Raw genomic sequence first — 20,530 nt, 5'->3', positions numbered from 1 at the left:
CCATATCGGCTTGATTTGTCACGCGCAAATACGCTGCGCTGCGGCAAAATTATGTGATTTACCCTGCCGTCAGAAACGGTTTGAGCGAAGCCGCTGCATCGGCCACAACGACTGGATCAAGGGCGACACCCTTGGCGATCAGTTGTTTGGCGGCCATGAAATCAGCCGGGCGATTGACACATTCGGCGGCGCGCAGGCGGTGATCATCATCAAGGTGAAAAACGCTGAATGCGCCGTCATCAGGATTGCCGCGCACGACGGTATTTGACACAGGCGGGATCAGCCCCGCGATCTGAAGCTTATAGTCATATTGATCTGACCAGAACCACGGCACTTCGGGGGCGGGCGGTTTTGAACCGGCAATGGCGGCGGCGGCCTGCTTGGCCTGCTCCAGTGCATTGGGCACGCTCTCCAGACGATAGCGGCCTTCGTAATAGGGCTGCACCATGCGGGAGGTCACATCGCCAATGGCAAAGATATGGGGATCAGACGTGCGGGCCTCATTATCGACCTGCACTCCGTTTTCACACAGCAGGCCGCATGCGCGCGCCAGATCATCACAGGGCAGGGCGCCAATACCGACCAGCAGTAGGTCAAATTCAGATTGCGTACCATCGGCATGATGAACGATGGCGCCGTGGTCAGAGGGGCTGAGTTTAGAAATATCTGCACTCAGGCAAAAGGATACGCCATTTACCTCATGCGTTTTCTCAAAAAAGGCCGACAAAGTTTTCGAGGCGACGCGAGCCAGAACGCGGGCTTCGCGCTCAAAGACCGTAACCTGACACCCCAGTTTGCGCGCAGAGGCCGCGACCTCAAGGCCGACATAGCCCGCACCGATCAGGCCGACCCGCAAGCCATCTTGGAATGCGGATTTCAGCGCCTCGGCATGGGCCAGCGTGTGTAGCTGGTGATAGGGTGTCAGATCGGCACCTTCGATAGTGAACGGTCGCGCGGTCGAGCCGGTGGCAAGGATCAGATGATCATAACCGACACGCTCACCGCCGTTCAGTTCAACCTGTTGCGCTTCACGGTCAATCATTGACACGTGGGTGTCCAGCCTAAGCGTGATGTTTTTTTCGGCATAAAAACTGGCCGGACGCAGATAGAGGTCTTCCTCTTCGGCTTCGCCTTTCAGCCACGCCTTGGACAGGGGCGGGCGTTGATAGGGCAGGTAGGCTTCCGCCCCGATCAGGGTGATGTCACCGTCATAACCATATTGCCGCAGAAAGGCCGCGGCGCTGCCGCCGGCATGGCCCGCACCGATGATCACCACGCCCATATCTTACAGGCCTTCAGGGGAGGGCAGGCCGTATTGCAGGCAGGTGGCGTGCAGGGTGTTGTTCAAAAGGCAGGCGATGGTCATTGGCCCGACGCCGCGCGGCACGGGCGTAATCGCCTTGGCGCGCAGCTTGGCGGCGTCGAAATCAACATCACCGACGACCTTCGACTTTTTACCCTCCGGTCCGTCAACCTCGATGCGGTTGATGCCGACGTCAATGACATAGGCGCCGTCCCTGACCCAATCGCCGGCGATAAATTTCGGACGGCCAACCGCCGCCACCAAAATATCAGCCGTGAGGCATAATTCTTTGAGATTTTTGGTTTTTGAGTGCGCAATGGTGACGGTGCAATCCTGATTAAGCAGCAGTTGCGCCATCGGTTTGCCAACAATATTCGAGCGTCCCACGATAACCGCATTCATGCCCGCCAATGACCCGTTGCCCTGGGTTTTGACGGCATCTTTGAGCAGCATCAGACTGCCCAGCGGCGTACAGGGGACTATGCCGTCTAACCCGACCGCCAGCTTACCGGCATTTTCAATATGGAACCCGTCCACATCCTTGAGCGGATCGATGGCGTCAATGACCTTGAGCGAGGACATGTGTTTTGGCAGTGGCAACTGAACCAATATGCCGTTAACCGCAGTGTCGGCATTTAGTTCGGCGATCAATTTCAGCAGGTCATCTTCGGTCGTGGTGTCCGGCAAGGTGATAGTGCGCGATTCCATGCCGATGGCCCGCGTACTTTCGCCTTTGTTTTTGACGTAGATCTGGCTGGCTGGATCATCACCGACAATAACGACCACCAGGCAGGGCGTGATGCCGTTGGTAGCCTTAAGCTCTGCCACCTTGACCGCTAGCCGTTCCCGCAGACCCTTGGCGTAGCCAAACCCGTCGATAATATTGCCCAGATTGGTGTCGGTCATAAAAAAGGCTCACGCGTTGTTGCAATTAACCCGGTCTATAAGACCGCTCAAGGTGAGAAAGCAAGGCCTCAACCAGCGATTTCAGGCGCATTGACATGGCTTTGGCCCGCTCGGCATGGAATGTGCGCGGATCGGCTGTATCGAGATACCGATCCTGCACGATCTCGGTCTGAAGGCTGAACTGGTTGATCTCAGGCCTGCCGTAATGTCGGGTGGTATAGCCGCCCTTAAAGCGACCATCGAGCACGCTGGAAAACGGCGACCGTGTGTCTTGCCACTTGCGCACGACCTCCAAAACCTCCGGTGACAGGGTTTGTCCGTCATTGCTGCCCAGATTGATATCCGGCAACGACCCGCTGAACAGGCTGGGGATCGCGCTGCGGATCGAGTGGGCGTCGATCAAAAGCGCATAACCATGCCGCGCACGGGTGGCGGTCAGAATTTCAGTCAATCGTTGATGGTAGGGTGCGTGATAGTGCACCCGTCGGTGTTCAACCTCAGCGGCATCGGGTTCCAGCCCTGCGATATACAGCGGCTGGAGGTCAAAATCGGTCAGCGGGCACAGGGCCGTCTCGAACTTGCCAGGATACAGCGCGCCGCCATCGGGCGGACGATTAAGATCGATGACATAGCGGCTGTGGGTCGCCCATAATGTGCTGGCGCCCAGACTGCGGGCAAAATCGTAAAGCCGGTGAACATGAAAATCGGTTTCATTGACGCTGCAACCCGTAGACGTCATGCAGGCGGCAATATCATCGGGTAGATAGGTGCCGACATGCGGGGCAGCAATCACCAAAGGTCCATCGCCTTCGTGAACCTCAAACAGCGGCAGGGCAGGGATTATATCCATAATTTATGTGAGCCGTGTTCGTTGGTATCTGTCAAGCGCAACGGACTCGGGGTATCAGTAAGGCCGTCATGGAATCGAAATTACTGATCAACATATTTATCTTTCTGGCGGCCGCCTGCGTGGTGGTGCCGCTGGCGTCGCGTTTTAAGCTCGGCTCGGTTCTGGGCTACCTGATTGTCGGCGTTCTGATCGGGCCATTTGCTCTTGGCTTGATCGACCAGCCGGAGCGGATCATGGGCTTCGCCGAATTTGGCGTAATCATGATGTTGTTCCTGATTGGGCTTGAGCTTGAACCTGACACCTTGTGGCGGTTGCGGCGTTCGATCGTCGGCTTAGGCGGCTTACAAGTGGTGGTGACCAGCGTGGCCATTATGTTGGTCGGGATGGCGATGGGCCACGACTGGCAAACGACGCTGGCGGTCGGTATGGCCTTGTCATTGTCATCGACCGCTCTGGTCATGCAGATGTTGCAAGAGAAAAAGCTGCTGCACACCAATGTCGGGCAATCGTCATTTTCGGTCCTGTTGTTTCAGGACATAGCCGTCATTTTCATTCTGATTTTGTTGCCGTTTCTGGCCGCATCTCTGGGCGTACCCGAAAGCCGGATTGCCAATGAGTCGGGGCATGGCCACGGACTGTTGGCGGACGCTCCGGCATGGATGCAGGCCGGGGCGGTTGTGCTGGTGCTGGGGACAATGGTTCTGGCGGCGCGTTTTATTCTGCCAAAGTTGTTCCATGCGGTCGCCAAGACCAACCTGCGTGAGTTATTTACAGCGACGTCTCTGGCGCTGGTGGTGGGCACGACGGTGCTGATGGAAATGGTCGGTGTGTCACCCGCCTTGGGGGCCTTTATCGGTGGGGTGATCCTCGCCAACTCAGAATATAAGCGCACGATTGAGACCGATATAGAGCCATTCAAAGGGCTGCTGCTGGGGCTGTTTTTCATCACCGTCGGCATGGGGATGAATTTCGATGTTCTGCTGGAAAACCCACTGGGATTGATGGGGGCCGTACTGGGGCTGATGGTGCTCAAGGCTTTGATTCTAGTTGTGCTGGCAAAAATCTTTGGCTTTAGCGGCGAGGAGAATCTGGGACTGGCGCTGGGGCTGGCTCAGGGCGGCGAATTTGCCTTTGTGCTGTTTCAGATGATCTACGGTTTGCGGGTTATCGACGGTGAGATGTATCGGTCGCTGATGTTGATTGTGACCATATCGATTGCGCTGACACCGCTGATTATGGAGCTTTATGCCCGCTATGTCGTGCCCCGCTTTGTGACCATGCTGCCGGAGCGGCAATTTGATGCGATCAATGAACGCAACCGCGTCATCATTGCCGGATTTGGCCGTTACGGTCAGGTCATTGGCCGGTTTCTGCGCCATCAGGGGATAGGGATCACGGTTTTGGAGAACAACCCGGATCAGATCGAGCTGGTGCGAAAGTTCGGCAATAATGCCTATTTCGGGGACGCGACACGGTTAGACCTGTTGCGCAGTGCCGGTGCCGCAGACGCTAAAATTCTGGTGGTAGCGGTTGATGGCCCGGATGATGCGCTGGCGATTGTGCGCATGGCTAAACAATCGTTTCCAAACCTGAAAATCTACGCCCGCGCCCGTAACCGCCGCCATGCCTATGAACTGGATAAGGCCGGCGCTGACCACTTCCGGCGGGAGACGTTTGAATCGTCGCTGAATATGGCGCGCGAAGTCATGATTGCTTTGGGTTTCAAGTCTGCCGACATGGAGCGGAAAGCCAAGAAATTTATGGCCCATGATGTCATGACGCTCAAAAAATCGTTTGAGTTTTTCGACAATGAGCCTGAACTGGTCAATATGTCCAAGCTGAGCGCCGAAGAGCTGGAACGCATCCTGCGTGAAGATGTCGCTGACCCGGAAAAGGTCAATACCCCTTAAGCGGCCCGGTCAGACGCGAAGGTTTCGACCGCGTCCGACAGGCGTGACAGGGCATCAGTGACCCGATCGGCGGCAGTGGCCAGATCCTGAGCCGTCTGGCGTGATGCGGCCACTTTTTCGGAGGCGCTGACCACAGCCTGACGGGTATCGTCGGCGCTGCGGGCCGCGGAAGACGCGCCGTCTGAAATAGCAGCCGATGACTGGCTCTGGTCGGCTACGGCGCCCGACATAGCCGAGGCCAGATTTTGAACTTCACCCAACACGGAGGTGATCGTCGTAATGGCATCCACCGTGTCGCGGGTGGCGGTCTGGATTTCGCTAATCTGGGCCACGATGTCCTCAGTCGCCTTGGCGGTCTGGTTGGCGAGGGATTTGACCTCGGTGGCCACAACCGCAAAGCCTTTGCCAGCTTCACCGGCGCGGGCGGCTTCGATCGTAGCATTGAGGGCCAGCAGGTTTGTCTGGGCGGCAATCTGGCGGATCAGGCGCACCACATCATCAATTTTCTCAGCGGCATTGGCCAGTTGCGCCACTTTCACCGTAGCCGCATCGCCTTCGACGGTGGCCTTGTGCAGGGCCTGAGACGTGCTTTGGACCGAGGCTGATACCTCGCTTACCGCACTGGCCAAAGAATGGGCCGCTTCGGCGACATGTGCGACCGTGCGGGACGCTTCGTCGCTGGTCTGAGCGGCCGCTCCGGTAGACTGGGCCGTGGCTGAGGCGCTCGACTGCATATCGCCGGACAGTTGGGTGAGGGCGCGGACATCTTCGCTAAGGGTATCAAACAGACTGCGTGTGGTTTGCAGAAATGTGGCCACGCCGGTTTGGGTACTGTCACGACGAGCGAGCGCCTGAGCCGCCTCAATGGCCTGTTGCTCACGCAGGGTTTCGCGCTCACGGGCCGCATCGCGAAGATTAGCAATCGCGCGCCCGATCAGGCCGATTTCATCGCTATCATTTTGATGCGGGATATCGCGATCCAGTTGACCCTGAGCGATATCGCGGGCGGCGTTTGATATTTTATCGATCTTTTTCAGCTCTTTCGACAGCAGGCTGTAGACCACGACGGCGGTCACAAGCAACATAAACACCGCCGTGCCCGCGAGTTTCAGGGCTTGCCCGATCAGAGCGGCATTGAGATCGGCAACCTTGGCCGCCCCGACAAAAATGATGCCGATGACCTTGCCGTCAGTATTGATGACCGGTGTGTAGGCGGTCTGGTATTTTTCACCGACAATGGCGGCGACGCCGAAAAACGGCTTACCGGAGGATATGGCGGGGAAGGCAGCGCTGTCCTTGCCCAAGGGGGTGCCGACCGCGCGGGCCCCATCAGGTTTGATGACATTGGTGGTCAGGCGCACGAAATCGGCAGCGGCGTCATCGGCCTTGAAAACCGTTACATAGCCTTTGTTGATCTGGCCAATGTCATCGACCAGACTGTTGTCGGCGAAGTCAGGAACGCTGTCGGCGCGAACCGCCTGAACAATCCCGGCGTCATTTGTGTCAACTTGTGTTCCAGGCGCTACGGCGGCATATTTATCGGCCGCGACCCTTAAAGACCACTCCAGTTGCTGGCGAACCTGATCATCAAGCCGGCCTTTCATGGCCACGAAATCGAGCAGGGCTGTGACCACAACGGCGGCGGCGATACAGACAAATACTGCGCTCAGGATGCGACCTTTGAGCGACGACAGAATTTTGGCCACGCGGAGTCCCTTATAATCAAACGATTCACCTATGCTGCGACTATCGGTCGCAGTGGTAACTATAGGGTTAACCAAAAGGACTTAAAAGGGGCTCAAAGCCTTGCGCGGTAAGTGTTTGCCGTAAAAGCAATATGCGCTAAAATCAAAGACGATGTCGCTTCAGCCACGCGGCGGCATAACCGCAGATGGGTACGATTTTCTGGGGGCGGGTGCTGACGATATCGACCAGCCCTTGCATCAGCTTTCCCGCCGCGCCTGTGCCGCGCAAGGCATCGGGTGCAAAAACGTAATCGATATAGAGGGTGTCGCCGGTGACGTGGTAATCGGCATAGGCGGTTTCGCCCTCAACCGACAGTTCAAAGCGGCTTTCGGCGGTATTGTCGGTAACGGCAGTGGCCATGGGTGTCGCTCCTTGAAGATCGACTCCGAAGATGAGGCCGTCCGTGTAAACTTTCAATAGAGCTTATAATTACACGACAAAGTACACTGAGCGCAGCGAAGGACTTTGAAGTGAGATGGCCGAAGCGAAGCGACTAGCGACCAAGCGGGAGCGCAGGCTGCGCGCCGCCAAGGGCCTATGGCCCTGAGCGCCAGAAAAAAAGCATTTCTGAATTTTCGGAGAAAATGAGGAAATGGTGGACCCGACAGGGATTGAACCTGTGACCCTTCGCGTGTGAAGCGAATGCTCTCCCGCTGAGCTACGAGTCCGAACCAATTGCGAGGAGCGGTGCTTTAACCGCTCAAAACGCCGGTGACAAGTCCTTTATTTGAGGCAGGCGGCGACCGCATCGGGCAGTTCGCGGAAATGGTGGATAAGCCGGTCGGGCTTAAGTTCAGCCACCGGCGTGTCGTTATAGCCAAAGCTGACCAGTATCGACGGCACACCGGCATTGCGGGCGGTTAGAAAGTCGGTCTCTGAATCCCCGATCAGTATGGACTGATTGAGGGTTAAGCCCATAAAATCGGTGCAGGCCTTAAGGTGTTCCGGATCGGGTTTTTTATGGGTTACGCTGTCGGCACCGACCACCGTTTTGAAATGCTCGATCATGCCCATACGCGTGAGCAGCAAAACGGACAAATCATAGGGCTTGTTGGTGCAGACCGCCAGATGCGCGCCCGCCGTGCGAAGCATGTCCAGTGCCTCAAAAACGCCCTCAAACGGCTGGCTTTCATGGTCGATACGCTCCCGGTACAGCGCCAGAAAGTGCGGCACCATCGCGTCTTCCTGTTCTGGCGTCAGCGACAGTCCGGCCGCGGCAAAACCCCGCTGTATCAATGAGCGCGCGCCCTTACCGACCAGTGCGCGGGCGGCACTGTGCGGGAAGGGCTCTGCGCCATGTTCTTTCAGAATGTCGTTCAAGGTCCCGATGATATCCGGGGCCGTATCGACCAGAGTTCCGTCCAGATCGAAGGCCAGACAATAATCGCGCAAATCGGGCAGGGCAGGCATATAATGACTCGTGAGGTAATGGTGTTTGACCCTGCTTTGGGCTAAATCCGGTAAGGCTGCAACAGATGAGTCGCGATATGAGCTTAGATTCCACCATCAAACGGGCTGCGGTGATTTTAGCGGCGGGTCAGGGGACGCGCATGAAGTCGCCTCTGCCCAAGGTTTTGCATAAGGTTGGCGGGCGTACCATGCTCGACCGCGCCATTGATGCGGCCTTCGATCTGGGCTGTGACCGCGTGGTTGTGGTGGTCGGTAACCACAGCCCGTCGGTGGGTATTGCTGCCCGCGCGCGGGTGGGTGATCAGAATGTGGTCGTTCAGGATCCGCCGCTCGGCACCGGTCATGCGGTGTTGGCGGCGCGGGATGCGTTGGCTGATTTCGATGGTCAGGTGATTGTCACCTATGCTGACTGCCCGTTAATGTCGGCTGAGGTGCTGCTGCCGGTGTTTGAGATGGCCCAAACCACGGAAATGGTTGTGCTGGGCTTTGAAGCGGCTGATCCCGGTGCCTATGGGCGGTTGGTGATCTCTCAGAACCATAATCTTTATGCCATCGTCGAAGCCAAGGAGGCCAATAAGGAGCAGTTGGCCATTACCGCCTGTAATTCGGGCGTGCTGGCCTGTGACTGCGCGGTGCTGTTTTCGCTGTTGGCTGAGGTCACCAATGACAACGCCAAGGGCGAGTATTACCTGACTGATGTGGTGGCTCTGGCGCGCAAGCGTGATCTGATGCCGCAGGTGACGTTTGCGTCCGAACAGGATGTCGGCGGCGTCAATGCTCAAGGCGAACTGGCGATGATGGAGGCCGTCTGGCAAGGCCGCACTAGGCAGGCGTTTCTGCGCGATGGCGTGACCATGACGGCACCCGATACGGTTTGGTTCTCTTGGGATACCAAGATTGCGCCCGGTGTGGTGATTGAACCCAATGTTGTCTTTGGTGAGGGCGTTACGGTCGAGAGCGGTGCGGTGATCCACGCGTTTAGCCACCTTGAAGGCGCTGTCGTGGGTGAGGGGGCTCTGGTCGGGCCCTATGCGCGTTTGCGGCCGGGGGCCGTGCTGGGCAGGCAAGTCCATATCGGCAACTTTGTCGAAGTGAAAAACGTCACCATTGGCGAGGGTGCCAAGGCCAACCATCTGGCCTATCTGGGCGACGGCGAGGTCGGGGCCAAGGTCAATATCGGCGCAGGCACGATTTTCTGTAACTATGATGGCTACTTCAAGCATAAGACTATCATTGGTGACGGTGCGTTTATTGGTTCCAATTCGTCGCTGGTCGCCCCCGTGACCATCGGCGCGGGTGCCTTGGTCGGGTCGGGGTCGGTGATTACCGAAGACGTCAGCGCCGATGCTTTAGCCTTCGCCCGCTCGCGTCAGTCTGAAAAACCGGGCTGGGCCGCTAATTTCCGAGCCGTCAAATCCGCTGAAAAAGCCAGCAAAAAGTAGGAATTTCATGTCAGCCGAAACGCAAAAAGAACAATCGGGTCTCGCCGCCATAGAATACGTCAAGGATGGCATGAAAGTAGGGCTGGGGACGGGGTCTACCGCCGCCCATTTCGTCAAGGCCCTTGCCGATAAGGTCAAGGCAGGCATGAAGCTGACCTTAGTTTCGACGTCAGTGCAGACGACCAATCTGGCGCAGTCTCTGGGCCTGGCTATCCTTGATATCAATGATGTCGGCACGCTCGATCTATGTGTCGACGGGGCCGATGAAATCGGGCCGGGGCTGGCGCTGATCAAGGGCGGCGGCGGGGCATTGCTGCGTGAAAAGCTGATCTGGGAGCAGGCCAAAACCTGCATCGTTATCGCCGATGCTGCCAAGCATGTGAAAACCCTGGGGGCATTTGCCCTGCCTATTGAGGTTGAACCCTTTGCCTATAAGGGCACGGTCAACCGGATTTGTGATGTGCTGGCTGAGTTTGAGATCCAGAAAGTGCCGACATTACGTAAAAAAAACGGCCAGCCCTTTATAACGGACGGCGCGAACCTTATTTTTGACGTACCGTGTGGGCAGATTTATGACCCTACGGGACTGGCCGCCGCCCTGAAAGCCACGACCGGCGTAGTCGATCACGGCCTTTTCCTTGATCTGGCCGAATTTGCGTTGCTGGGGACGGATGATGGCGTGAAGGTTTTGGAACCTTAAAGGAGCTAAGTGTTTGTCATTGTTCTCCAAATATAAAATCGTCTGTGACGGCGATCTGACGGTGTTTGAGGGCAAACAGGCGCGCTTTCGTGTCTCGAAAGGCGGGCTGGAGAAATGCGTGCTGATGCACGACACCGCCAAGGCCCCGAAGATTCTTGAAAAGACGTTTCTGAAAACATTTTTCACCGCCAAAGACGCGGTGCATTTGCGCAGCATCATGCTGTTTTCAGGCGACGGCGAGATTGCCCTCAGTGCCGCCGAGCGGGGTTTTGGTGACGCGATCGAATGGCTGCGGGCCAATGGCTGGCAAATTGATGAGGCGCTGGCTCAGTCGGTAGGTTCGCCGGGCGTACGCACTTTTGTGAGAAAAAAATGACTTACGACTATGATTTGTTTGTGATCGGCGCAGGCTCCGGTGGGGTGCGCGCGGCCCGCCTGTCGGCCAATCTGGGCCTTAAGGTCGCGATTGCCGAAGAAGACCGGCCCGGCGGCACCTGCGTCCTGCGCGGCTGTGTGCCCAAGAAATTCATGGTCTACGCCTCAGAAGTGCCGGAACAACTCAAATATGCCCGTGGCTTTGGGTGGGACATTGGTGAGGCGGCCTTTGATTGGGATGCCTTCAAAGCCTCAAACGAAAAAGAACTGACCCGCCTGTCGCAAGCCTATACCGGTAACCTGACCCGCAATGGTGTCGAAATCATCGCTGCCCACGCCGCCTTCAAAGACCCGCATACCCTGACCCTGACCCCCAGCGACGGCTCGGCCCCCTATGAGGTGACGGCGAAAACCATCCTGATCGCCGTCGGTGGCTGGCCGTTCCTGCCGCGCCATATTGAGGGCGTTCAGGAGTATGCGATTTCCTCCAACGAAGTCTTCAATTTGCCTGAAATGCTCAAATCGGTGATCATTGTCGGCGGCGGCTATATTTCGGTCGAATTTGCGGGCGTGCTGAACGGTCTTGGGGTCGATGTCACCCTGGTCTATCGCGGCGAGCAGATCCTGCGCGGCTTTGATGATGAGGTGCGCGACCATCTGGCGATGGAAATGCAGGCGCGCGGCATCAAAATCCTGACCCGCGCCGATCCGGTAAAGCTTGAGAAAACGCCAGATGGTATCCGCGTGCATCTGAATACGGACATAGAGCTGATGGCCGATCAGGTGCTCTATGCCTCCGGTCGCAAGCCCAAGACCGAGGGGCTTAATCTTGAGGCTGCGGGCTGTGAGATCGAAGTGCATGGGGCCATTAAGGTCGATAACTATTCGCGCACCTGCGTCGATCATATCTGGGCGGTAGGCGACGTTACCAACCGCATGAATTTGACGCCGGTGGCGATCCGCGAAGCCGTGGCCTTTGTTGAAACCGCGTTCAAGAACAACCCAACGACCTATGATTACGAAAATATCCCGACCGCGGTCTTTTCTCAGCCGCAGATCGGCACAGTTGGCCTAAGCGAACAGCAGGCGATCGAAGCGGGCATAAAGTTCGATGTCTACACCACCCGTTTCAGGGCTATGAAAACGACCTTCATCGGCGGTGAAACCCGCGTCCTGATGAAACTGATCGTTGAGCAAGGCTCGGATGTGGTGTTAGGATGCCACATGGTCGGCGTCGATTCTGCCGAAATCATTCAGATGGCCGGTATTGCCGTCAAGGCGCGCCTGACCAAGTCGCAGTGGGATGCGACGTGCGCGGTCCATCCCACGGCCGCGGAGGAATTTGTGACCTTAAAGGATAAACGGGTCTGACCGGATGAAGTTACAGGCCCTGACCCCCATTGATATGGAGTTGCGCAGCATGGCTCCGGCTGAGTCGGCGTCTGTATCAGGGGCTGTAACGGGCCTGAAAGCCAGCCTTTATATGCGTATCGTGTTCACAGGGATGCTGCTTCTATTTCTGTTATGCACCTTTGCGTCGCCTTTGGGTTATATCCTGCCGGCGACCTTTGCGGGTTTGCTATGCATCGGGATGTGGCGACATGCCGGGGTGATCCTTGGGCCTGTGATCGCCCTTGGGCTGGCTCTGATGTGGATATTATATCGCGCGTCGGTGCCCGAAGGGGCAGACTTTTCGGACTATGAAACCTATGAAAAGCTGGTCTGGCTTAAGGCGTGTTTGCAGGCCGTCTGTTATGTGCCGGTGGTGATTGCCGGGTTTAGGCTGTCCCTTCCCGATGCTCAAAATCTGATGAAGGGGTTCACATGGGGGGCCTTGTTTCTGGCGGGACTGGCGCTATTTGAAGCCTTAACGCAGGCGCGGGTTTATATGGCGCTGGCCGAAGCCTTGGGTATGCCGATCCGGCCTGATCTGGCGGTCGTCAAAATATCGTTGATGAGCTATGGCCTGATGATGATCTACTGGCCAATGATGCTCTATTTCAACCAGACGGGTGCCAATCTGCCGCGCGTTTTACTGACGGCTTCGGTCGCCATTGCCCCGTTTTTTACCGGAGCTAATGCGCCGACCCTGGCGCTGGTGGCGTCTGTTATTATCTTTTTTGTCGCCCGCCGGTGGTCAACCCTGCGCGGTGTTGGCATCGAAAAATACATTGCCATTATGGTCTATGGCGTGATTTTAGGCTTCCCACTGTTGATCAAGTTTGCCCATGAGCAGGGCTGGCTCATCGCCTTGAAAGGTAATTTGCCGCCGTCGTGGCTGGCGCGAGTTGAAATCTGGGAATATGCCGCCAACCGTCTGTTTGAAAAGCCGCTGATGGGCTGGGGCTTTGATACCAGCCGGATGTTTAGCCCGCACATTCCGCTTCATCCCCATAATATGCCGGTTCAGGCGGCCCTTGAACTGGGCTATGTCGGGCTGGTACTGGTCGCGGTTCTGTGGCTGGTCAGCATCCGCCGTGTGGGTAAGGCGCCTGATGCGCAAATAATCAGCCCGGATCACCTGTTATGGACCGACCCTAAACCCTATATGCTGGCCACGATGACGGCGTTTTTTGTCTTTGCTTTTCTAAGCTTTGGCTTGTGGCAGGAGTGGTTTCTGGCACTGGCAGCTATGTCGGTATTTATTGCCCTGATGGCGCAAAAAGCGTCGTTACAGGTGATAATGTATCAAAATAAACTATAAACATTTGACTTTACTGAACATTTGCTTCGCTAAAGTTCGGATGTTATACATAAAGACGGATACGGCAATTCTCACACAACATCCGGCATGACGCCGGATATTTTTTCTTTAAGCGTAATACAAATGAAAAGGTTCGCCGCGAGGGGCGCATTTTCATGAAAGTGTTGGATATGGTAAAGAACTGGTCTCCCCAAAGCTGGCGGTCGCATCCCGCCCTTCACATTCCGGACGACTACCCGGATCAGGCCGCACTTTCGGCTGTTGAGGCCGAACTCAGCACCCTGCCGCCGCTGGTGTTTGCCGGTGAGGCTCGTCGTCTGACCTCGCATCTGGGTAAGGTCGCCGCCGGTGAAGCCTTCCTGCTGCAAGGCGGCGATTGCGCCGAAAGCTTTAAGGAGTTTTCCGCCGATAATATCCGCGATACCTTCCGGCTTATCCTGCAAATGGCGGTCGTGCTGACCTTTGCCGGTGGTAAGCCGGTGGTTAAACTCGGGCGTATTGCCGGTCAGTTTGGTAAGCCGCGCTCATCATCGGTGGAAACCATTGGCGATGTGACCTTGCAGTCTTACCGTGGTGACAACATCAATGGCATGGAGTTCACCCCAGAAGCGCGTCTGCCTGATCCACAAAGATTGTTAAAGGCGTACCATCAGTCGTCGGCGACCCTTAACCTGCTGCGCGCCTTTGCAACGGGCGGCTATGCCGATCTCTATAATATCCATAAGTGGACATTGGGCTTTGTTTCGGGGTCTCCGCAGGGCGAGCGTTACCGCGAACTGGCCGATAAAATCAGTGAAACCCTGTCGTTCATGTCGGCCATCGGCATTACGTCTGAAAAGGCGCAGGAAATCCGTCAGGTCGATTTCTTCACCTCGCACGAAGCCTTGCTGCTCAACTATGAGCAGGCGATGACGCGGGTGGATTCGACCTCCGGTGACTGGTACGACACCTCGGCCCATATGCTGTGGATTGGTGAGCGCACCCGTCAACTGGACGGCGCCCATGTGCACTACATGAAGGGCATCAAGAACCCGATCGGCGTCAAATGTGGCCCGACCTTAGAGCCTGATGACCTTAAGCGGTTGATCGATACCCTCAACCCCGAAGCCATTCCGGGCCGTCTGACGCTTATTGGCCGCTTTGGTTCGGATAAGGTCGGTGATCGTCTGCCGCGCCTGATGGCGGCCACCAAGGCCCACGGCGTGCCGGTGGTCTGGTCGATTGACCCGATGCACGGCAATGTCGTGAAGGCCAATAATGGCTATAAGACCCGTCCATTTGATCGCATTCTGTCGGAAGTCCGCTCCTTCATCGATGTGGCGGCGGCTGAGGGCGTTCACCCCGGCGGTCTGCATCTTGAAATGACCGGTCAGAACGTCACCGAATGTACCGGTGGTGCTTTTGCCCTGTCGGAAGAAGATCTGGGCGACCGCTACCACACGCACTGCGACCCGCGTCTCAATGCCGATCAGGCGTTGGAGTTGTCGTTCCTGGTGGCCGAGCGGATGCACAGCCTCAAGCAAAAGGCCGCTAAGGCCGCCTGATAGCCTTGGTGATTAATGTGAAAAGGACGGCTCACGCCGTCCTTTTTTTCATGCCTGATGACAGTTCCTGACAGTAACCGTCTCGCCGTCAATTGATGCGGGTGGCAAACTCGGCTATGAGCGCGGCATGAAACCGTTTCTGCCGACACCAACCTTCCATTCCTATAAAGCGGCCTTCACTGAGCTTTACACTCTGGCGTGGCCGGTGGTGATTTCGCGCCTGTCGATCATGCTGATGGGGCTGGCCGATACGGTGATTGTTGGCCATTATTCCTCTAAGGAGCTGGGTTACCATTCGATGGCCTGGGCGCCGACCAGCATATTTCTGGTGACGTCTATCGGGCTTTTGGTCGGTTTACAGGTCAAAACCTCCCACTATCTGGGCGCAGGCGAAACGGGCCGGATTGGTGCGGTCTTTCAGCGTGGGATGAGCTATGCACTGGCTTTAGGGCTGGGGTCTATGTTCTTGCTACTGCTGGCGGGGCCGTATCTGCTCGATCATACGGTGACGCAATCTCTGGCAGAAGGGGCGCGCAATCCGCTGATTTTGTTTGCCATTTCGATGCCCTTTTATATGGTGTCCATCGGTTGTTCTGAGTTCTTAGAGGCCTTGGGCAAGACACGCCAGACCATGTACATGAACATGGCAGGCAACGTGCTCAATGTGGCGCTTCTGATCCTGCTGGTGCCGGGGCAGGTTGAGGGTCTTGAGGCCTTTGACGGCGCGATGGGGGCGGCGGTCTCAACCTTTATTGCGCGCATATTCATCATGGTTCTGATGCTGATCTATGTCTTGCGCCTGCCGCAGGCGCGTGACTACGGCATATTGCGCAAACACGCCCCTGATCCGGCGGCGGCCAGAGAGCAGCGCCATGTCGGCTACGCCGCGGGCGCATCCTATTTTATCGAAGTCACTGCCTTTGCGGGCATGACCTTTTTCGCCGGACGCATATCCGAAGTCGCGGTCGCCCAATGGGCCATAGTGCTCAATTTTGCCTCACTGGTGTTCATGGTCCCAATGGGGCTGGCGGTCGGTTGCTCGGTGCTGGTGGGCAGAGCTTTCGGCGCGCGCGACCGCGATGCTATCCGACGCATGGGCCGCGTCAGCTTCACGGCGGCGGGCGCATTTATGGTGCTGGTCGTCGTCGGCGTGTTGCTGTTCTCTGGGGCTATGGCGCCGGGGTATACGTCTGATCCGGCCCTGATTGCGGGCGTTCAGGCGTGCCTTCTGCTGGCGTGCGGGTTCTTTATACCTGATGGGGTGCAGGTCGTGGCGGCTCAGGCCCTGCGGGCGCGGCGTGACGTGGTTACGCCAACCGTGTTGCACTACATATCCTACGGTGCGGTCATGTTACCACTTGGGTTTTTGTTCACCCAAATAATGGGCTTAGGTGTGCCGGGTCTGATCTACGCCGTCATTATCGCCAGCCTGATGTCCGGTAGTTTTCTGGTCGGGCGGTTTATCTGGCTGGATCACCGGCAGGTCGCCCTGCCAGCGGTCTGAACCTGAACTAGGCTTTGGTCAGCCCGAACATCCAGCCTTCTTCGGTGGCGGCGATGGCCTGCTCGGCTTCGCTTAAGCCCGCAGGTGCGGCAAACCACGCGCCCAGTTCGCTCTTGTCATCAACCTCAGCAATAGCCTGCGCGGTCAGGCGGGTGGCGGTGGCGTCCTTGACCTCAGCCGGTTCCGCCTCGCCCTTAAACAGGGGCGGATAGACTTCGGCGATGACGGTAGACACGCCTTCCAGATCGCTCTCGCTCAGCTTGCCAAAGCCGGTCTCAACCGGCCATAATTTCGCACTGTCACCCAGAGACTCGACCAGCGCTTTAAGCGCTGGAACCCCTAAGAAGGTCTGACCTCCGCCGGTGCCTGCGCCGTGCATCTGCCACTGGCTCTTGGCGTGCAGGGTTTTGGGTTTCAGTGCGTGGGTTGCCGCTTCGGTCAGTCGATATTCCGGGAAATCACCAAACGAGTCGGGTTTAAGCGTCGACAGCCACCGTTGCGCGGCTGATTTCGGCGCGCCCCAGAACGGGTAAGCTTCATCCGTCATCAGGCGGTTGATCTTGGCCGCGACGGCAAAGCGGTTATTGGTGTTGTCGGCCTTATCGACAATATTTTGCGCCAGAAACTTCCAGATGGCCTGCCAGGGCGTGCCCTCCAGTTTCAGGCGCTCAGACGTGCCGCGCGGCAGGCCCAGACCAAAATCAACCCCTAAGAAAATACGGTCGCCGCGCTTATGCAGGTCGACCAGAATAGTTTTGAGCAGTTCAATGGCAGCCTGACGCGTGGCTGGATTGTGGGCCTCATAGGACAGACGAAAGCGCACGTCGCGTTTCATGACGCCGATCCATACCGAGGATTCGCCGGTCTTTTTACCTTCGGCTGCGCTCCAGCTCAAAATCACATAGGCGCCAAACAGTCGGGACACGCGTTTACTCCTGCGGAAGTCTTGGGAATGGCGCATTTGATCTGCGCCTTGAATTCAAGGCGACGCTTGTAGCCTGATGAAGGAGGGGGAAAAAGCCCATAATTGTGAATTTGTGCCGCCCTCACGCAAAATGTGTTTCCAATCCGTGGATGAACCTGTGTAAAAAACCGAACGGTTAAGGCCTGCGAGGTAATTTATGTCCAGAATTTTAAAGGCCGGTGTGGCCGGTGCCGGTGTTTTCGGCGGTTATCACAGCGGTAAGTATAAGCAAGCTGGCCATATTGAATTTGTGGGCATATATGACCTCGATAAGTCGCGCGCGCAGGCTTTGGCGGAGGTGCAGGGATGTGAGGCTTTTGGCGGTGATGAACTGGACGCGTTTCTGGCGCAGCTTGATGTGATCACCATTGCCACGCCCGCCTTTGCCCATGCGCAGGTGGCGCTTAAGGCGCTTGAGGCCGGGGTGCATGTCTATGTCGAAAAGCCACTGGCTATCAATGTTGATGATGGTGAAGCGATGGTGTCGCTGGCCGCCTCCAAAAACCTTGTGCTGGCCTGCGGCCATCAGGAACGGGCGGTATTTGAGGCTATGGGCCTTTATGATGTGCCCGAAGCCCCGTTAAGCCTTGAGGCGGTTCGCAATGGCACGGTCAGCACCCGTAATCTGGATGTGTCGGTGGTGCTGGATCTGATGATCCACGACCTAGATCTGGGTTTGAGTTTAGCGCACGGGGAGGCCGGTGGTGTTGAAGCCGCCGCCCGCTATCGTAAGGCGGAAGGTTATAAAGCGACCGGTGCTGATGAGATGACGGCTGAGGTTAAATTTGACGATGGGTTTGTGGCGATATTCAAAGCTTCGCGCATGGCCGAGGCCCGCGAACGTACCATGCGGCTGGTCTACCCCAGCGGGGAGGTCAATATTGATTTTCTGACCCGTAAGTTCGAGAACACTACGCCATTTGCCCTGAATGCTGATTTTGCCGAAGCTGAAATTGCCAAAGATCCGCTCGGCACCAGCGTGTTCCGGTTTCTGGATACGGTGCGCGGGGAGCGGGCCAAACCTCTGGCGACTGGCGAAGAAGCCCTTAAGGCGCTGCAGGTGGCGTTGGCGATCGATGAGGCGGTTGAGCCTTAACCCAATCCTCACTCGCCTTTGAATACAAACCCCAGAAACAGCACGGCCCAGCCACCGCTCATTAGCCAGTATTTATGCTCACTTAAAAAGGGCAGGGGGCGGGCGTAGCCGAACAGGCTGCCGATCACCAGCGCCGCCGATAGCAGGCATAGCAGTAGCGTGGTCGCCGTCAGTTTCATTGCAAACTCTACCCCCAAAGCGGCAAGGGCCTGAACCTTGCCTTTTGCTGTCGCTATCTATTCAAATTTCCGTGATAATATCAATGGTAATTTGAAGGTGAGCTTAAAAACCTTAACCCTGAATTTTTACCGGAATATCTCAGAAATCACCAATACGGGCCTGATGATGAAAAGATTTTGGATATTATCCATAGTGGCGGCCTTTTTGGCGGGCGTTGCAGACGCAGGTCCGGTTCGGGAACGTCTCAAGGCGCGACTGGAAGCCAAGAAGGCTGCGGAAAGCCAGGTGATTGATGTCGGGGCTATTTCACCGGGGGCGCGCAAGCTGACCAAGTCGTATGGCGACCACCCTCAGCAGGCTATGGATGTCTATATTCCGGCGAAGGTGACATCGGCACCTGTGATCGTCATGGTGCATGGCGGGGCCTGGAAAATCGGGGATAAAGCCAATACCGGTTTGATCGAAAACAAACTAAAATACTGGCTGGGTAAGGGCTATATTTTCATAAGCGTTAATTATCGCTTGCTACCGGATGCCATGGCCTATGAGCAGGCGCAGGATGTCGCCGCCGCTATGCGTTATGTCCAATCAAACGCTCCGTCATTTGGCGGCAATCCGGATCAGGTCATATTGATGGGACATTCCGCAGGGGCACACATAGTCGCTTTGCTATCGTCCAATCCCGCTATGGTGGGCACGAACTGGCGCGGGACGGTGGTGCTGGATTCCGCAGTCATGAGCGTGCCTGCGATCATGGGCCGCCGCCATCTGGGGTTCTATGACGAAGCCTTCGGCGCGGATAAGGCGTACTGGGTTAAGGCGTCGCCCATGGATCAGTGGACGCCGCAGGCCGTACCGATGATGGTGGTCTGTTCCTCTCAGCGTAAGGATAAACCGTGCGGCGAGGCCGATGCGTTTAAAGCCAAGGTGACTAAGGGCGGAGGTGACATGATCGTCCTGCCGCAGAACCTTACTCACGAAGAGATCAATAGGACTTTGGGGATGCCGGGGGCCTATACGTCCGCAGTTGACGCCTTTATCACTTCGCGATTGAAGCCCGCGCCTTAAATCGCTAAATACCGGCTATGATCCGACTATTTATTCAGGAACAGCACGGGGCCTATAGCGCCGGGCTTGTCATTCCGCTCAATATTGACCAAAGCCGTTATCTGGGCGCGGTTATGCGTCTCAGCGTCGGGGATGAGGTCGCTATTTTCAACGGTATCGACGGCGAATGGCGGACGCGCATTCACACCCTGACGAAGAAGGCCTGTCATCTGGAACTAGTTGAGCAGATCAGGCCCCAGCCCGATGCGTCTGGCCCGGTGCTGCTGATCGCGCTGGTCAAGCGGGCGCGGCTGGAAACCATTATCGAAAAAGCGACCGAACTCGGTGTGGCGCAAATTCAACTATTGATTACACGCCGAACTAACGCTGATCACACCAATGTCAACCGCTTGCAAGTGATTGCGCAGGAAGCGGCCGAACAGACTGAACGCCTTGATGTGCCGCAGGTTCTAGCGCCGGTCAAACTTGAAAAATGGCTTATGGATGAGGCTGATATCCCGCTGGTTTATGGCGATGAAGACTCCACCCATGCCGGCAATTCGGTCCCACCCATGCTTACCGCCTTGAAAGACATAACTGGCCCTGCCGCCATACTCATCGGGCCGGAGGGCGGATTTGATGAGGTTGAACGCGACACGTTAAAAGCCTTGCCCCGCGCCGTCGCGGTCAATCTGGGGCCACGGATATTGCGGGCGGATACGGCCGCCATCAGCGCGCTTACCCTTTATCAGGCCATATGCGGGGACTGGCGGTAAGGGGCACTTTAGATTTTTTCGCTTTATTGATCCTTGCCCGCAGTTCATGCACGTAACCTCAAAAGAATATGCG

At 56.7% G+C, this 20,530-nt stretch carries 19 protein-coding genes and 1 tRNA gene; 11 read left to right on the top strand and 9 right to left on the bottom strand.

The window, feature by feature from the left end; genetic code table 11:
- Positions 1-58: 58 nt before the first annotated feature.
- The 3 genes from OVA03_RS04260 to hutG are packed head-to-tail and all read right to left on the bottom strand — an operon-like array spanning position 59 to position 3,059.
- Complete coding sequence (locus tag OVA03_RS04260; protein WP_267526934.1) at positions 59-1,282, bottom strand: NAD(P)/FAD-dependent oxidoreductase; 1,224 nt, start codon at positions 1,280-1,282, stop codon at positions 59-61.
- Positions 1,283-1,285: 3 nt separating this feature from the next.
- Positions 1,286-2,209 carry a bifunctional 5,10-methylenetetrahydrofolate dehydrogenase/5,10-methenyltetrahydrofolate cyclohydrolase gene (locus tag OVA03_RS04255; RefSeq protein WP_267526933.1) on the bottom strand — a complete coding sequence of 308 codons (924 nt, stop codon included), beginning with the start codon at positions 2,207-2,209 and terminating at the stop codon, positions 1,286-1,288.
- A 25-nt stretch (positions 2,210-2,234) separates the two neighbouring features.
- Positions 2,235-3,059, bottom strand: a complete 825-nt coding sequence (hutG, locus tag OVA03_RS04250; RefSeq protein ID WP_267526932.1) for an N-formylglutamate deformylase — start codon at positions 3,057-3,059, stop codon at positions 2,235-2,237.
- A 68-nt stretch (positions 3,060-3,127) separates the two neighbouring features.
- Between hutG and OVA03_RS04245 the strand changes: the two genes are divergently transcribed.
- Positions 3,128-4,969: a monovalent cation:proton antiporter-2 (CPA2) family protein gene (locus tag OVA03_RS04245; protein ID WP_267526931.1), complete on the top strand. Its 1,842-nt coding sequence runs from the start codon at positions 3,128-3,130 to the stop codon at positions 4,967-4,969.
- Here the strand turns inward: OVA03_RS04245 and OVA03_RS04240 are convergent.
- The 4 genes from OVA03_RS04240 to gph form a co-directional block, all read right to left on the bottom strand.
- On the bottom strand, positions 4,966-6,675 hold the full coding sequence (locus OVA03_RS04240; RefSeq protein WP_267526930.1) for a methyl-accepting chemotaxis protein: 1,710 nt from the start codon (positions 6,673-6,675) through the stop codon (positions 4,966-4,968). The two genes, OVA03_RS04245 and OVA03_RS04240, sit on opposite strands and share 4 nt — an antisense overlap.
- A gap of 142 nt (positions 6,676-6,817) precedes the next feature.
- Positions 6,818-7,075, bottom strand: a complete 258-nt coding sequence (locus tag OVA03_RS04235; protein ID WP_267526929.1) for a GNAT family N-acetyltransferase — start codon at positions 7,073-7,075, stop codon at positions 6,818-6,820.
- Between the two features lie 233 nt (positions 7,076-7,308).
- Positions 7,309-7,383, bottom strand: a tRNA-Val gene (locus tag OVA03_RS04230).
- A 55-nt stretch (positions 7,384-7,438) separates the two neighbouring features.
- Positions 7,439-8,125, bottom strand: coding sequence for a phosphoglycolate phosphatase (gene gph / locus OVA03_RS04225; protein ID WP_267526928.1), 687 nt, complete (start codon positions 8,123-8,125; stop codon positions 7,439-7,441).
- 77 nt (positions 8,126-8,202) lie between these two features.
- Here gph and glmU point away from each other — a divergent pair, with 77 nt between their 5' ends.
- From glmU to OVA03_RS04190, 7 genes are all read left to right on the top strand, one after another.
- On the top strand, positions 8,203-9,567 hold the full coding sequence (gene glmU, locus OVA03_RS04220; protein ID WP_267526927.1) for a bifunctional UDP-N-acetylglucosamine diphosphorylase/glucosamine-1-phosphate N-acetyltransferase GlmU: 1,365 nt from the start codon (positions 8,203-8,205) through the stop codon (positions 9,565-9,567).
- A gap of 7 nt (positions 9,568-9,574) precedes the next feature.
- The gene (rpiA, locus tag OVA03_RS04215) at positions 9,575-10,267 is read left to right on the top strand and encodes a ribose-5-phosphate isomerase RpiA (RefSeq protein ID WP_267526926.1); all 693 of its coding nucleotides are present in this window, start codon (positions 9,575-9,577) and stop codon (positions 10,265-10,267) included.
- Positions 10,268-10,280: 13 nt separating this feature from the next.
- Complete coding sequence (locus OVA03_RS04210) at positions 10,281-10,643, top strand: hypothetical protein (RefSeq protein ID WP_267526925.1); 363 nt, start codon at positions 10,281-10,283, stop codon at positions 10,641-10,643.
- Positions 10,640-12,013: a glutathione-disulfide reductase gene (gene gor, locus OVA03_RS04205; protein ID WP_267526924.1), complete on the top strand. Its 1,374-nt coding sequence runs from the start codon at positions 10,640-10,642 to the stop codon at positions 12,011-12,013. Before OVA03_RS04210 ends, gor begins: the two co-directional genes overlap by 4 nt.
- 4 nt (positions 12,014-12,017) lie before the next feature.
- The gene (locus OVA03_RS04200; RefSeq protein WP_267526923.1) at positions 12,018-13,346 is read left to right on the top strand and encodes an O-antigen ligase family protein; all 1,329 of its coding nucleotides are present in this window, start codon (positions 12,018-12,020) and stop codon (positions 13,344-13,346) included.
- A gap of 170 nt (positions 13,347-13,516) precedes the next feature.
- A complete protein-coding gene (locus OVA03_RS04195) occupies positions 13,517-14,890 on the top strand; it encodes a class II 3-deoxy-7-phosphoheptulonate synthase (protein ID WP_267527674.1) in 1,374 nt (457 codons plus the stop codon).
- A gap of 127 nt (positions 14,891-15,017) precedes the next feature.
- A complete protein-coding gene (locus OVA03_RS04190) occupies positions 15,018-16,394 on the top strand; it encodes an MATE family efflux transporter (RefSeq protein WP_267526922.1) in 1,377 nt (458 codons plus the stop codon).
- A 7-nt stretch (positions 16,395-16,401) separates the two neighbouring features.
- Here OVA03_RS04190 and OVA03_RS04185 read toward each other — a convergent pair whose 3' ends face one another.
- Complete coding sequence (locus OVA03_RS04185) at positions 16,402-17,319, bottom strand: cobalamin biosynthesis protein CbiG (protein WP_267526921.1); 918 nt, start codon at positions 17,317-17,319, stop codon at positions 16,402-16,404.
- Positions 17,320-17,515: 196 nt separating this feature from the next.
- Between OVA03_RS04185 and OVA03_RS04180 the strand changes: the two genes are divergently transcribed.
- Positions 17,516-18,454: a Gfo/Idh/MocA family protein gene (locus OVA03_RS04180; RefSeq protein WP_267526920.1), complete on the top strand. Its 939-nt coding sequence runs from the start codon at positions 17,516-17,518 to the stop codon at positions 18,452-18,454.
- A gap of 8 nt (positions 18,455-18,462) precedes the next feature.
- Here OVA03_RS04180 and OVA03_RS04175 read toward each other — a convergent pair whose 3' ends face one another.
- Positions 18,463-18,633 carry a hypothetical protein gene (locus OVA03_RS04175; protein ID WP_189486701.1) on the bottom strand — a complete coding sequence of 57 codons (171 nt, stop codon included), beginning with the start codon at positions 18,631-18,633 and terminating at the stop codon, positions 18,463-18,465.
- A 97-nt stretch (positions 18,634-18,730) separates the two neighbouring features.
- Between OVA03_RS04175 and OVA03_RS04170 the strand changes: the two genes are divergently transcribed.
- A complete protein-coding gene (locus OVA03_RS04170) occupies positions 18,731-19,702 on the top strand; it encodes an alpha/beta hydrolase (protein ID WP_267526919.1) in 972 nt (323 codons plus the stop codon).
- Positions 19,703-19,719: 17 nt separating this feature from the next.
- Positions 19,720-20,457, top strand: coding sequence for a 16S rRNA (uracil(1498)-N(3))-methyltransferase (locus tag OVA03_RS04165; protein WP_267526918.1), 738 nt, complete (start codon positions 19,720-19,722; stop codon positions 20,455-20,457).
- The last annotated feature ends 73 nt before the right edge of the window (positions 20,458-20,530 follow it).

The organism is Asticcacaulis sp. SL142 (assembly GCF_026625745.1).
Taxonomy (GTDB): domain Bacteria; phylum Pseudomonadota; class Alphaproteobacteria; order Caulobacterales; family Caulobacteraceae; genus Asticcacaulis.
Note: the sequence above shows the minus strand (reverse complement) of the source record. Positions and strands in the feature narration are given on the sequence as shown.

Bases quoted from the DNA above. Each gene is read 5' to 3' on its own strand.
- OVA03_RS04260 (WP_267526934.1), bottom strand. From the start codon at position 1,282: ATGGGCGTGGTGATCATCGGTGCGGGCCATGCCGGCGGCAGCGCCGCG.
- OVA03_RS04255 (WP_267526933.1), bottom strand. From the start codon at position 2,209: ATGACCGACACCAATCTGGGCAATATTATCGACGGGTTTGGCTACGCC.
- hutG (WP_267526932.1), bottom strand. From the start codon at position 3,059: ATGGATATAATCCCTGCCCTGCCGCTGTTTGAGGTTCACGAAGGCGAT.
- OVA03_RS04245 (WP_267526931.1), top strand. From the start codon at position 3,128: ATGGAATCGAAATTACTGATCAACATATTTATCTTTCTGGCGGCCGCC.
- OVA03_RS04235 (WP_267526929.1), bottom strand. From the start codon at position 7,075: ATGGCCACTGCCGTTACCGACAATACCGCCGAAAGCCGCTTTGAACTG.
- gph (WP_267526928.1), bottom strand. From the start codon at position 8,125: ATGCCTGCCCTGCCCGATTTGCGCGATTATTGTCTGGCCTTCGATCTG.
- glmU (WP_267526927.1), top strand. From the start codon at position 8,203: ATGAGCTTAGATTCCACCATCAAACGGGCTGCGGTGATTTTAGCGGCG.
- rpiA (WP_267526926.1), top strand. From the start codon at position 9,575: ATGTCAGCCGAAACGCAAAAAGAACAATCGGGTCTCGCCGCCATAGAA.
- gor (WP_267526924.1), top strand. From the start codon at position 10,640: ATGACTTACGACTATGATTTGTTTGTGATCGGCGCAGGCTCCGGTGGG.
- OVA03_RS04200 (WP_267526923.1), top strand. From the start codon at position 12,018: ATGAAGTTACAGGCCCTGACCCCCATTGATATGGAGTTGCGCAGCATG.
- OVA03_RS04195 (WP_267527674.1), top strand. From the start codon at position 13,517: ATGGTAAAGAACTGGTCTCCCCAAAGCTGGCGGTCGCATCCCGCCCTT.
- OVA03_RS04190 (WP_267526922.1), top strand. From the start codon at position 15,018: ATGAAACCGTTTCTGCCGACACCAACCTTCCATTCCTATAAAGCGGCC.
- OVA03_RS04180 (WP_267526920.1), top strand. From the start codon at position 17,516: ATGTCCAGAATTTTAAAGGCCGGTGTGGCCGGTGCCGGTGTTTTCGGC.
- OVA03_RS04175 (WP_189486701.1), bottom strand. From the start codon at position 18,633: ATGAAACTGACGGCGACCACGCTACTGCTATGCCTGCTATCGGCGGCG.
- OVA03_RS04165 (WP_267526918.1), top strand. From the start codon at position 19,720: ATGATCCGACTATTTATTCAGGAACAGCACGGGGCCTATAGCGCCGGG.